This is a genomic window from Nonomuraea sp. NPDC050451, assembly GCF_044458585.1.
This window is the reverse complement of record NZ_JBITHZ010000003.1, coordinates 184,259-197,512: the sequence shown is the minus strand read 5'-3', so window position 1 is coordinate 197,512 and position 13,254 is coordinate 184,259. Positions and strand designations below refer to the sequence as shown.

General features: G+C 70.9%; 8 protein-coding genes. 7 read left to right on the top strand and 1 reads right to left on the bottom strand.

The window, feature by feature from the left end:
- The first annotated feature begins 48 nt into the window (after nt 1–48).
- The 6 genes from ACIBI9_RS12165 to ACIBI9_RS12140 are packed head-to-tail and all read left to right on the top strand — an operon-like array spanning nt 49 to nt 6,332.
- A complete protein-coding gene (locus ACIBI9_RS12165; protein WP_397222014.1) occupies nt 49–990 on the top strand; it encodes an ABC transporter substrate-binding protein in 942 nt (313 codons plus the stop codon).
- Entirely contained in the window at nt 987–1,766 is a 780-nt protein-coding gene (locus ACIBI9_RS12160; protein WP_397222013.1) for an ABC transporter permease, read from the top strand. The genes ACIBI9_RS12165 and ACIBI9_RS12160 overlap by 4 nt, the downstream gene beginning before the upstream one ends.
- Nucleotides 1,763–2,515 (top strand): ABC transporter permease, encoded by a 753-nt coding sequence (locus ACIBI9_RS12155; protein ID WP_397222012.1) that lies wholly within the window; start codon nt 1,763–1,765, stop codon nt 2,513–2,515. The genes ACIBI9_RS12160 and ACIBI9_RS12155 overlap by 4 nt, the downstream gene beginning before the upstream one ends.
- The gene (locus ACIBI9_RS12150) at nt 2,508–3,278 is read left to right on the top strand and encodes an ABC transporter ATP-binding protein (RefSeq protein ID WP_397222011.1); all 771 of its coding nucleotides are present in this window, start codon (nt 2,508–2,510) and stop codon (nt 3,276–3,278) included. The genes ACIBI9_RS12155 and ACIBI9_RS12150 overlap by 8 nt, the downstream gene beginning before the upstream one ends.
- Nucleotides 3,275–4,861, top strand: coding sequence for a thiamine pyrophosphate-dependent enzyme (locus ACIBI9_RS12145; RefSeq protein ID WP_397222010.1), 1,587 nt, complete (start codon nt 3,275–3,277; stop codon nt 4,859–4,861). Before ACIBI9_RS12150 ends, ACIBI9_RS12145 begins: the two co-directional genes overlap by 4 nt.
- A gap of 10 nt (nt 4,862–4,871) precedes the next feature.
- Nucleotides 4,872–6,332, top strand: coding sequence for a benzaldehyde dehydrogenase (locus ACIBI9_RS12140; RefSeq protein ID WP_397222009.1), 1,461 nt, complete (start codon nt 4,872–4,874; stop codon nt 6,330–6,332).
- A gap of 96 nt (nt 6,333–6,428) precedes the next feature.
- Here the strand turns inward: ACIBI9_RS12140 and ACIBI9_RS12135 are convergent, their stop codons facing one another.
- Nucleotides 6,429–7,274: a bifunctional methylenetetrahydrofolate dehydrogenase/methenyltetrahydrofolate cyclohydrolase gene (locus tag ACIBI9_RS12135; protein ID WP_397222008.1), complete on the bottom strand. Its 846-nt coding sequence runs from the start codon at nt 7,272–7,274 to the stop codon at nt 6,429–6,431.
- A gap of 264 nt (nt 7,275–7,538) precedes the next feature.
- Between ACIBI9_RS12135 and ACIBI9_RS12130 the strand changes: the two genes are divergently transcribed.
- Nucleotides 7,539–12,083, top strand: a complete 4,545-nt coding sequence (locus ACIBI9_RS12130; RefSeq protein WP_397222007.1) for an NEW3 domain-containing protein — start codon at nt 7,539–7,541, stop codon at nt 12,081–12,083.
- The last annotated feature ends 1,171 nt before the right edge of the window (nt 12,084–13,254 follow it).

The following is a 13,254-nucleotide window of genomic DNA, read 5'->3' as shown; positions in this document are numbered from 1 at the left end:
GTTCGGTCAGAGAATACATGTGCGCATCGCGAACAAATAGGAGCAGCCGTGCGTCGCGCTCTCATCGTCCTCGCCGCCTTGTTCACGGCCGCCTGCGGCGGCACCCAGCCCTCCACCTCCCCCGGCCAGGCCAAGCAGGCAGACAAGGTCAACGCCGGAGTGATCGCGATCGTCGACACCGCTCCGATCCACCTGGGCAAGGCCAAGGGCTTCTTCACCGAGCAGAACATCGACCTCACGATCACCCCGGTCCAGGGCGGCGCCGCCGCCGTGTCGGGGGCGGTGAGCGGGCAGTTCCAGTTCGCGTTCGCGAACACGACCTCGCTGCTGACCGCCAAGCAGCAGGGCCTCGACGTCAAGGTGGTCGCCAACGGCGTCTCCTCCACCGGTCAGCAGGGCAAGGACTTCAGCGCGGTGCTGGTCAAGCAGGACAGTCCGATCAGGACGGCCAAGGACCTGGCGGGCAAGAAGATCTCCGTCAACCAGCTCAAGAACATCGGCGACACGACCGTACGCGCATCCGTGCGCAACGCGGGAGGAGATCCCACCGGCATCGAGTTCGTGGAGCTGCCCTTCCCGGACGCGCCCGCCGCGCTGCAGAGCGGCCGGGTGGACGCGGTCTGGGTGGTCGAGCCGTTCGTCAGCCAGGCGATCAGCCAGGGAGCGCGCCCCGTGGCCTGGAACTTCGCCGACGCCGCCCCCAACCTCACCGTCGCCATGTACTTCACCACGGGCCGGACCCACGCCGACCTGACCAGGCGGTTCATGGCGGCGATGCGCAAGTCGCTGGAGTACGCGGACGCGCATCCGGACGAGGTCAGAGAGGTGCTGAAGACGTACACCAAGATCGCGCCCGAGGTGATCGCGAAGATCAACCTGCCGAAGTGGCCCGTCGAGGTCAACAAGGCCTCCGTGCAGACCGTGGCCGACCTGGCGCTGGCCGACGGGGTGCTCAAGCAGAAGGTCGACGTCTCGGCGCTGGTGCCGTGACGGGGACACTGAGCCGGCTCGGACACGGGCTCGCCGGGCTCGGCGGGCTGCTGGTGCTGACGGAGGCCGTGCCGCGGCTGGGCCTGGTCGATGAGCGGTTCCTGCCGCCCGCCTCGCGCATCCTGGGCACGCTCGCCGCTGAACTGGCCACGCCCGAGCTGTGGATCGCGCTCGGCGAGACCATGCTCGGCTGGGTGCTGGGGCTGGCGCTGGCGTTCTGCGCGGCGGTGGTGGCCGGGGTGGTCATCGGGATCGTGCCGGGCGTGCGCGCGATGACGAACTCCACCGTCGAGTTCCTGCGCCCGATCCCGTCGGTCGCGCTGGTGCCGCTGGCGACGCTGCTGTTCGGGCCGTCGCTGGGCTCGACGCTCCTGCTCGTGGTGTACGCGTCATTCTGGCAGGTGCTCATCCAGGTCCTGTACGGCGTCGCGGCCGTGGACTCCGTGGCCTACGACACCGCCAGGTCGTACGGACTGTCGGCCTGGTCCAGGGTCAGGCACCTGGTGTGGCCGACGGCGCTGCCGTACGTCATGACCGGGCTCAGGCTGGCGGCGGCGGTGGCGTTCATCCTGGCGGTGACGGCCGAGCTGGTGATCGGCAGCCCCGGGCTGGGCGCCGAGATCCAGGTGGCGCAGAGCAGCGGGGCCGTGCCGACCGTGTACGCGCTGATCGTGCTGGCCGGGCTGGTCGGCATCGGCGTGAACGCGGCCGTGCGGCTCCTGGAGCGCCGGGTGCTGGCCTGGCATCCGAGTGTCCGGTCGGAGGTGGCCGCATGATGCGGGTCGTCAGGCTGCTCGCCCTGCCGGTGGCGCTGGTGCTGGTCTGGTGGGCGGTCAGCGGGAGCTCGTTCTACCTGTCGAGCCCCGGCCTGGTCGGGCAGGCGTTCGCGGAGACCTGGTTCTCCGAGCGGGTGGTCGAGGACGTGCTGCCGAGCGTGGGGCGGCTGCTGGCGGGGTACGCGGTGGCGGGGCTGTTGGGCGTGGGCCTCGGCGTGCCGATCGGGCTGTCTCCGCGGCTGCGTGCCACCCTCGAACCGGTGCTGGAGTTCTTCAGGGCCATCCCGCCGCCGGTGCTGGTGCCGCTGATCATGCTGCTGGCCGGGATCGACACCCCCATGAAGGTGCTGGTCATCGTCTCGGGCTGCCTGTGGCCGATCCTGCTGAACACCGTGGAGGGCGTACGGGCGCTGGACGAGGTGCTCGCCGACACCTGCCGCATGTACGGCGTACGCGGAACCTCCAGATTGCGGCGGTTCGTGCTGCGCGGCGCCAGCCCGCAGATCATGACCGGACTCCGGCAGGCGCTGTCCATCGGGATCATCCTCATGGTCATCAGCGAGATGTTCGCCAGCTCCAGCGGGCTGGGGTTCACGATCCTGGTGTTCCAGCGGCAGTTCCAGATCGCCGAGATGTGGAGCGGGATCCTGCTGCTCGGGCTGATCGGCCTGACCCTGTCCGTCCTCTTCCGCCGCGTGGAGCGGCGGGTCCTGGCCTGGTACTACGGCAGTGGAGCCGCCCGTGCTTGAGATCTCCTCATTGAGCAAGGTCTACGAGAGCCCCGGCCGTACCGTCGAGGCGATCCGTTCGATCACCTTCGGCGTCGGAGCGGGCGAGCTGGTGTGCGTGGTGGGGCCGTCGGGGTGCGGCAAGACCACGCTGCTGAGGTGCGTCGCCGGGCTGCTGCCGGTCAGCGGGGGCGAGGTGCGGGTGGACGACGTGCTCGTGACCGGGCCGCCGCCGCGGATGGCCGTGGTGTTCCAGGAGTACGGGCGCAGCCTGTTCCCCTGGATGACCGTGCGCGAGAACGTCGAGCTGCCGCTGAAGGAGAAGAAGGTGCCCGCCGCGCAGCGGAGCGAGCTGGTGGCCGGCTCGTTGAGCGCGGTCGGTCTCGGCGACGCCGCCGACGCCCATCCGTGGCAGCTCTCCGGCGGCATGCAGCAGCGGGTGGCCATCGCCAGGGCGGTGGCGTACCAGCCGCAGGTGCTGCTGATGGACGAGCCGTTCGCCGCCGTGGACGCCCAGACCCGGGCGGACCTGGAGGACCTGATCCTGCGGCTTTGGCGGGACCTGGAGGTGACCACACTGTTCGTCACCCACGACATCGACGAGGCGGTCTACCTGGGGCAACGCGTGATCGTGCTGTCCTCGTCGCCGACCGTGATCCTGGAGGACCTGAAGGTGGACCTTCCGTCCGAACGCGACCAGCTGACGACCCGTTCGCTGCCCCGGTTCGGCGAGTTGCGCGGGCACGTCTACCGGCAGATCCAGCGGGCCAGGGACCGGCGATGACGACCGTTCGGGACGCCACGTTCGACGTGCTCAGGCGGTACGGGCTGACCACGATCTTCGGCAACCCCGGCTCCACCGAGGTGACCCTGCTGACCGGGCTCCCGGACGACCTGCGTTTCGTGCTCGCGCTCCACGAGGGCTCCGTGGTGGGGATGGCCACGGGGTGGGCGATCGGGCACGAGGCGCCCGCGCTGGCCGTGCTGCACACCACGGCCGGGCTGGGGAACGCGGTCGGGGCCATCGCGACCGCCCGGGTGAACCGGGTGCCCCTAGTGATCCTGGTCGGGCAGCAGGACCGGCGGCATCTGGCGCTGGAGCCGTTCCTGACCGGGCACCTGAGCGGGCTGGCCGGCGACTATCCGGTGCGGGTGGACCAGCCGGTACGGGCGCAGGACGTGCCCGGGGCGGTCGCCCGGGCCTTCCACGAGGCGACGACCTTCCGCGGGCCCGCGCTGGTCGTGGTGCCGATGGACGACTGGGAGGCGCCCTTCTCGGAGGAGACCGTGGCGGCGCCCGCGCGGATGGTGCGGCCCGCCGGCATCTCGGACGACGACCTCGCGCCGCTGGTGGAGCTGCTGTCGGAGGCCCGGTCGCCGGCGATCGTCGCGGGCGCGGGAGCCGGGTGGGACGCGCTGGTCCCGCTGGCCGAGCGGCTCGGGTGTCCCGTGTTCCAGGAGTCGTTCGGGGGGCGGGCCGGGTTCCCGCAGGACCATCCGCAGTACGCGGGCGTGCTGCCCGCCGGCCGGGCCCGCCTGCGGGAGGCGCTGGCGGGGCACGACGTGGTGCTCGCGGTGGGGGCTCCCGTCTTCCGGCAGTACCCGTACGCGCCCGGTCCCCTGGTGGCGCCGGGGACGTCGGTCGCGGTGATCACGGACGACCCGGCGGAGGCGCATCGCAGCCCGGCTGACCTGGCCTACCTCGCCTCGCCGTCGGCCGCCTGCGCCCGGCTGGCCGCCTTGCTGCCCTCGTCGTCACCGGCCGCGGGGCGGGCTCCCGCGCCGGACATTCCCGAACTGCCGCCCGAGGGGCGGCCGTTGCGGGCGGCGCACGTGCTGCGCGAGCTGGCGCTGCGGCTGCCCGCCGACACCGTGCTCATCGAGGAGACCCCCTCGTCCCGTCCCGACCTGCACCGGCTGGTGCCCGCCCGGAACCCGCTCGGCTTCCTGTCGGCGGCCATGGGCGGGCTGGGGTTCGCCGTGCCCGCCGCGGTTGGCCTGCGGATGGCGCTCCCAGACCGGCCCGTGGTCGCGGTCGTGGGCGACGGGTCGGCCCTCTACGGCTTGCACGCCCTCTGGAGCGCCACGCACTACCGGGTGGGCGCGCTGTTCGTCGTGCTCTCCAACGGCCGGTACGCGATCATGGACCGGCTGGCCGACAAGCAGGGCGGCAAGGCGCCGTGGCCGCCGTTCACCGAGGTGGACATGGGCGGCCTGGCCAGGTCCCTGGGCTGCCCCGCCAGGCGGGTGGACTCGTACGACGAGCTGACTGCGGCCCTCGACGAGGTGCTGCCGTCGCTCGCATCCCGCGAGGAGCCCCTGCTGCTCGACGTGACCGTGACCGTGGATCCGGACTTCCAGCCTTAGGAGGCTCACCATGACGTTCCTCGACCCCAAGATCTGGACGGGATCGATCTTCGACGGCGGATGGACGGCCTCGTGCGCCGGGGACGCGCCCGTCATCGAACCCGCCACCGGCGACGAACTCGGCCGCGCGGGCACCGCCGGCGCCGACGACGTGACGGCTGCCGCCGTACGGGCCCGGTCCGAGCAGCGGGCGTGGGCCGCCACGCCGTACGAGGAGCGGGCGGCGCTGCTGCGGCGGGCCGGCCGGCTGTTCGAGGAGCACGCGCAGGAGATCCAGGACTGGATCGTCCGGGAGTCCGGCGGCGTGCCGGGCAAGGCAGGGTTCGAGACGCACGTGGCGGCGCAGGAGTGCTACGAGGCGGCGGCGCTGGCCTCGCAGCCCCTGGGCGAGGTGCTGCCTACGGCCCGCAAGCGGCTCAGCTTCGCCCGGCGGGTGCCGGTCGGGGTCGTGGGGGTGATCGCGCCCTTCAACTTCCCGCTGATCCTGGGCATCCGGTCGGTCGCCCCGGCCCTGGCGTTGGGGAACGCGGTGGTGTTCAAGCCGGACCAGCGTACGGCCGTGTGCGGCGGGTTCTCGATCGCGCGGGTCTTCGAGGAGGCCGGGCTGCCGAGCGGGCTCCTGCACGTGCTGCCCGGCGGTCCTGAGGCCGGTCAGGCGCTGGTCGCCGACCCGAACATCCCCGTGATCTCCTTCACCGGCTCCACCGCCGCCGGGCGCAAGGTCGGCGAGGCGGCGGCGCGCCTGCTCAAGCGGGTCCACCTGGAGCTGGGCGGGAACTCGGCGCTGGTCGTCTTCGACGACGCCGACCTCGGGGCCGCCGCGTCGGCGGGCGCGTGGGCGTCGTTCTTCCATCAGGGGCAGATCTGCATGACCTCGGGGCGGCACCTCGTGCACGAGGCCGTGGCCGAGGAGTACGTCGAGCGCCTGGCCGCCAAAGCCACGGGGCTGCCGGTGGGCGACCCCGCCACCGGGCAGGTCGCGCTCGGGCCCCTGATCGACGCCGGGCAGCGCGACCGGGTGCACCAGCTGGTCACCGCGAGCGTCTCCGCCGGGGCCCGGCTCGCCGCCGGGGGGACGTACGAGGGGCTGTTCTACCGGCCGACCGTGCTGGCCGAGGTGCCGGTGAGCGCGCCGGCGTACGCGGAGGAGGTGTTCGGGCCGGTGGCGCCGGTGACGACGTTCTCCACGCTGGAGGAGGCGGCGGCGCTGGCCGCGGACTCGGAGTACGGCCTGTCGCTGGGCATCCTCACACGGGACGTGATGAAGGGGCTGGCGCTGGCCGACCTGGTGCCGACGGGGATCGTGCACATCAACGACCAGACCGTGGACGACGAGGCCGTGGCGCCGTTCGGCGGGGTGGGGGCCTCGGGGACGGGGGCGCGGTTCGGCGGCACGGGGGCGAACGTCGACGCCTTCACCGAGACGCAGTGGGTCACCATGCAGGGGGACATCGCCGCGTACCCGTTCTAGGGACGACGACCGCAACCCCGGCCGGCCCGCTTCTCGGCCGGCCTGGGCTCTGCTGACGGCGGGCGCGGGGCGCCGCCCCGCGCTTCCGGCGGTTTGTCAGGCGCGTTCGGCCGCCTCGACCACGTTGGACAGCAGCAGGGCGCGGGTCATGGGCCCGACGCCGCCCGGGTTGGGCGTCAGGAACCCCGCGACCTCCGCCACGTCCAGCGCCACGTCACCGGCGATCTTGCCGTCGACCCGGGAGACCCCCACGTCGAGGACGGCCGCGCCGGGCTTGACCATGTCACGGGTGATCAGGCCGGGTACGCCCGCCGCCGCCACCACGATGTCGGCCCGACGCACGTGACCGGCCAGGTCCTGGGTGCCGGTGTGGCAGAGGGTCACGGTGGCGTTCTCGCTGCGGCGGGTGAGCAGGAGGCCCAGCGAACGGCCCACCGTGATCCCGCGCCCGACCACGGCCACCTCGGCGCCCTTGATCGGCACGCCGTACTCCTGCAGGAGCAGCACGATGCCGTGCGGGGTGCACGGGAGCGGGGCGTCGACCATGTGGACGAGGCGGCCCAGGTTGATCGGGTGGAGGCCGTCGGCGTCCTTGGCCGGGTCCATGCGCTCGAGCAGGGCCATCGCGTCGAGGTGCTTGGGGAGGGGAAGCTGGACGATGTAGCCGGTGCACTCGGGCGAGGCGTTGAGCTCGTCGATGGCCGCCTCGACCTCGGCCTGGGTGGCGGTCGCCGGGAGGTCGACGCGGATGGAGGCGATGCCCACCTCGGCGCAGTCGCGGTGCTTGCCCGCGACGTAGATCTGGCTGCCGGGGTCGTCACCGACGAGGACGGTGCCCAGGCCGGGCGTGATGCCGCGTTCCTTGAGCGCGGCCACTCGGGTCGTGAGGTCTGCCTTTATCTTGGCGGCGGTCGCCTTGCCATCGAGTTTCACTGCGCTCATGCGGCAATCCTTCCATGCCCCCTCATTCGCTCAACACGCCACTCCCAACAGCAGTCACCCGCCCTTGCCGCCCACCCCCCAGAGCCCCGCCGTTCCCACGGTGATGCACAGGACTGGGTGGGCGGGACACCCACAAGTTATCCACAGATACCAGGCAGCCCGCCCCAGTTATCCACAGGCAATCATTGACATCGTTGTCATTGATCTTGGAAGGGCTTAGTGTTGCGGGCGCCAGCAACATGCTCACGGAGGTCGGAGGTCCCCTTGCCTTTCCGCCTGTTGTCCGCCGAGTCGACCGATCTGTTCGTGGGCTCCACCGACGCGCCCTATCAAGTGCTGCGCGTCACGGTCGCCGAAGGAGAGCAAGACACGTCGCTGGAGCTCCGTGGCGAGGGCGTGCGGCTGGCCGAGCCGGTGACCGTTCCGGCGACCGCCGCCGTTCTGGAGGTGCCGCTGGCCGTGTCGGCCCCTGTCGGCAGCACCGTGCCCTGCGTGCTCACGCTCGGCGAGGAGTCGCTGGAGGTCGCGGTCACGGCCGAGGAGCCGGGCTGGACGATGTTCATGGTCTCCCACTTCCACTACGACCCCGTGTGGTGGAACACGCAGGCCGCCTACACCAGCCCGTGGGAGCTGCTCTCCGCCGACGGGACGACCAGGCCGCTGTGGGAGCGAAACGCGTTCGCGCTGGTCGAGGCCCACATCGAGCTGGCGCTACGCGACCCCGACTATCGTTTCGTGCTGGCCGAGGTCGACTATCTCAAGCCGTTCTTCGACACCCACCCCGAGCGGCGGGCCGACCTGCGCGCGCTCCTGGCCGAGGGCAGGATTGAGCTGATCGGCGGCACCTACAACGAGCCCAACACCAACCTGACCGGCGCCGAGACGACGATCCGCAACCTCGTCTACGGCATCGGCTACCAGCGCGACATCCTGGGCGGCGACCCGCGCACCGCGTGGCAGCTAGACGTGTTCGGCCACGACCCTCAGTTCCCCGGCTACCTCTCGGCGGCCGGGCTGACCGGCAGCGCGTGGGCGCGCGGCCCGTTCCACCAGTGGGGCCCGATCAGCAAAAACTTCAAGCAGGCCAAGAACGACGCCGCGCTGATGCAGTTCCCCAGCGAGTTCGAGTGGATCTCACCGTCCGGCCAGGGCGTCCTGACCCACTACATGCCGGCCCACTACTCGGCGGGCTGGTGGATGGACTCCTCCCCGTCCCTGGAGGACGCCTGCCAGGCCGTCTACGACCTCTACCGCTCGCTCAAGCCCGTGGCCGCGACCAAAAACATCCTCCTCCCGGTCGGCACCGACTACACCCCGCCCAACAAGTGGGTCACCGACATCCACCGCACGTGGGCGCGCCGTTACGTGTGGCCGAGGTTCGTCTGCGCCATCCCTCGCGACTTCATGGACGCCGTCCGCGCCGCCAGATCGTCGTTCAGCCCGCAGACCCGCGACATGAACCCCATCTACACCGGCAAGGACGTCTCCTACATCGACACCAAGCAGGCCCAGCGCGCCGCAGAGGTGGCCGCCCTGGACGCCGAGCGCCTGTCGACGTTCGCGTCCCTGCTCGGCCTCGGCCGTTATCCGCACACGGCGCTCGACAAGGTGTGGCGCCAGCTGGCCTATGGCGCCCACCACGACGCGATCACCGGCTCCGAGTCCGACCAGGTCTACATCGACCTGCTGACCGGCTGGCGAGAGGCATACGACCTGGCCACGACCACCCGCGACAACGCCCTGGCCGCCCTGACCGCCCAGATCGGCGTCGACACGAGCAGCGTGGTGGTGACCAACACCCTCCCTTTCACCCGCGACGGCCTGGTCCACATACGCCTGCCGCCCGGCCGAACAGTCGCCGACCCCACGGGCGCAGAGGTCCCCGCCGTCATCGAGAACGGCACCCTGACCTTCCTGGCCCGCGACGTCCCGTCGATGGGCTGGCGCACGTACCACGTCATAACCGGCTCCCCCATCCCCTGGCAACCCACCCCCACCAGGGACCTAACCCCCACAGACGAGCCCCCGCCCACCACCCCACCTGAGCGCCCCACCCCCAAGGACCTCCCCACCCTCCAGACAACGGACCTCACCACCCCGCCTGGAGAGCTGGCCGCAATGGGAGAGGTGGCCCCCGTGCGAGAACTGTCCCCACCGGGAGAGCTCTCCGACCCCGAAGCGCTCACCACGCCCGCCCCTGACGAGCTGACCACCAACGACGCCCCACCCCTCGACCTGGACCCGGACCTAGACCCGGACCCCGACCTCGACCCGGACCTCGACCTGGACCTCATAACCATCCAGAACCATCGATGGCGGGTAACAGCGGCCCCCTCCCGGGGCGGCGCCCTGACCTCGATCCTCGACCGATCCTCCGGCCAGGAGCTCCTCACCGGCCTCGGCAACGAGCTGCGCCTCTACAACGAATATCCCCAGCACCCGGACATGGGCGAGGGCCCTTGGCACCTCACTCCCACAGGCCACGTCGTGGGCTCCGCCGACACCCACGCCCTGACCGCACGCGCCGACACCAGCCCGATCGGCCGACGTCTGACGGTCTCCGGCCAGGTCGGCGAGATCGCCTACGAGCAAACGGTCACCCTCCTGACCGGCTCGGACCGGATCGACTTCACCACCCGCGTCCTCGACCACACCGGCGCCGACCGCCTGCTCCGCGTCCGCTTCCCGGCCCGCGTCGAAGGTGCGCTCCCCGTGTCCGACGTCTCAGGAGCCGTGGTGGGCCGAGGCTTCGCACTCCCCGACGTGGACTCGGCCGAACACCCGTGGACGCTCGACAACCCGGCCAACACCTGGTTCGGCCTGTCCGCCGCAGCGAAGGTCGATCTCGGCGATGCGGGCGCGCGAGCGCTGGGGGTGGCCGAGGTCGTGGTCCCCACCCTGGATGACGCCCCTCAGGCCCGCGACCTGGTGGTGGCCCTGGCCCGCGTGGGCGTGACCGCCACCACGTCCTCCGCCTCAGGCACGAGGTACGGCTGGCTCGACGTCGATTCGAACCTCCCGGACGTACGCATCGTCCTGGGCGGCCCCGACACCAACCCGCTGGCCGCCGAGATCCTCGCCCGCGCCGACCCGGCCTACCTCGACGCCTTGAAGTCAGGCGCTTCCCGAGTATGGGTCCCCGCCGAGCTCCCGCTCACGGAGGTCTGGCAGCCAAGCGCCGACCTACGCGACCTACGCGCCCTCCCGGCCCTGATCGTCTCCGGCCCGATCGCCGACCTGGTGACCGACCTGGCAGACGCGACAATCGCGGCAGAATGCCCCTTGGGCACCGAGCGCCTGGACGACCGCACGGTCGCTCTCCTCACCTACGGCCTACCCGGCTTCGCCGTAGACCCTTCGGGCGCATTGCACCTGTCGCTGATGCGCTCCTGCACGGGCTGGCCGTCGGGCATCTGGCTGGACCCGCCGCACCGCACCACGCCGGACAGCTCAGGCTTCCAACTCCAACACTGGACCCACGAGTTCTCATACTCCTTGGTCGCCGGCAGTGGCGACTGGCGAGCCCAGCGACTCCCCGCAAAGGCCCAGGAACACATCACCCCTCTGCTACACCGCACCATCACCGCCGCCCAAGCAGGCCACCTCCCCCAAACCCATTCCCTCTTTGCCATCACCCCCGCCCGCGACGTCCTCCTGAGCACCCTCAAAGTCGCCGGCAACCCCCACGCCCACGGCCAAACCACGCCACCCGACGAGGCCGTGACCATCCGCCTGATCGAATCCACCGGCCTGGGCTCCACCGCCGAGCTCAGCTCCCCGCACCTTCCCCTGCACTCCCTGACCCGCGCCAACCTCCTGGAACACCCCGGCACCCCGATCACAACCCCGGCCCTAACCCTGGCCGGCTCCGAAATCGCCACCTACCTGGCCCACACCCCGGCCGAGGAAGCCACCGCCCCCCAACCAGGTTCGGACACCGAGCTGGCAACCAGCACCGCGCCCCCACCCGCCATGCCCGAACTCGGCCCCACAACGGAGCAGGCCCAGCCCGTCTTCACCCGCTACTGGCTCCACAACAAGGGCCCGGCCCCTCTCGGCTACCTACCGATCTCCATGGCCATCACCCCCGGCCTGGTCACACCACCAGCCGGCGAGCCCTTCGACGTAGAGGTAGTCCTCTCCTCCCACCTGACAGACGCTCCCCACGAGGGCCTGGTAACCCTCCACGTCCCGAAAGGCTGGACCGCCACCCCCGCCCAACGCCCCTTCCGCCTCCCCCCAGGCGGCCACCTCCACTTCCCGGTCACCGTGACGCCGCCCCCCACTCCCACCGGCGCCGAGCGCACGCACCCAGCCATGAGCCCCGGCCTGCACTTCATCTCCGCCCGCACCTCAGCAGGCGACGGCCAACTGATCGAAGACATCACCACGGTGGCCCTCAACGCCACCCCCGAACTCCCCACCCCAGTCCCATCTCCAGCATTCGCCGCCACCACCCAAGGCACTTCCTCAGCCGAGGCCTACCCCACCGGCCTGTCAATCTCCCCTCTCACCGACACCCTCACCCTCCAGCCCGGCACCAGCACTTCTCTCGTCCTGAGACTCACCAACACCACATCCGCCGAGATCCGCGGCGAATCCCAGCTGGCATCCCCATGGGGAACGTGGCACCTGCTCCCCAAGGTCATCCAGGGCTTCACGATCCCCCCAGGCGAATCCACCGACGTGTCGTTCCCGGTGGAGGTACCCGAGGACGCCCCGAACGGCCACGCCTGGGCCCTGGCCAAGGTCATGTGGTTCGGCCGCTGCCAGTACGCTCCAGCGATCCGCCTGGAGGTGACCCGGTGAAAACCCACGTACATCCATCCGAGGGCGACCCGGCACCGCTTGGCGTACATCCATCCAGCGCTATCTCAAACAAGTCCCACGGACATCCATCCCACGACAAGCCGCAACCAGCCCTCGCGCATCCGCTCCCATCCGAACCAGAGACAACGCGCGGGCACACACCCACAGCCCAACGAGAACAACCCCACGGACTCACGCCTACAGCAGACCCAGGCACGGCCCATGTCCATCCATCCAACGCCGAGCTGGAAACGGCGCACGTACGTCCGCCTGCCACGGGAGCGCCTTCCCCCGCCAACGCCCAGCCGCGCCACCCCACCACAGACTCGACCCCGATCGACGCCGAACCACTCCGGCCCACCATCACCAGCCCAAACCCAATCAACGCCCAGCCCCGCCACCCCACCGGCACAGTGGCCGGGTGGGTTGACGGCCACCCAATCCCACGCGAACGGCTCGAACACCGCATAGCCGACCTACGCAACGGCCCCTTCCACGCGACACTGCCCACGCCGGGAAGCTCCGAAGACCGCCAACTCGCCAGATGGCTGACCCAGGTCATCCTCACGGAGGCGTTGTGCGAAACGCTCACTTCTGACCTGGGACTGGACCCAGTGGAAGCCGAGCCGCTCAACGGTGTGGCCGCGGTCGAACTGGGCTCCATCAACACCGCCGCCTACAACGCCAGCCCATGGGTCCGCGCCATCTTCGAGCACGTCACCGCCACTGTGACACCCCCACCCGAATGGCAATCCCCCACACCCGCCAAGCAGTCCCCCCAACCCCACATCCGGCACCGCGTCTTCCCTGACCGTTCAAGCGCCCAGCACGCCACGCCCGACCGCCTCGACTCGCTCGGCCCGACATCCATCGACTCCCTTCCAAGGGCAATAGCCGAAGCGCTCCGAACCCATCCATACGGCACACTGGTCGGCCCGGTACAGGACCCCTTGGGCTGGCACGTAGCCCTCGCCACCCCCGCCCCCATCACAACCCGAGCCAACCCCCAACCCCAACAACCCACCACAGACTCGACCCCGACCGACACCGAACCACACCGACCCACCACCGACTCGACCCCGGCCGACGCCGGCCCATACCCACCCGCCATCATCAGCGCAGGACCAACCACCGCCCAGTCGCGCTACCCCATCACCGGCGCAACCCCACC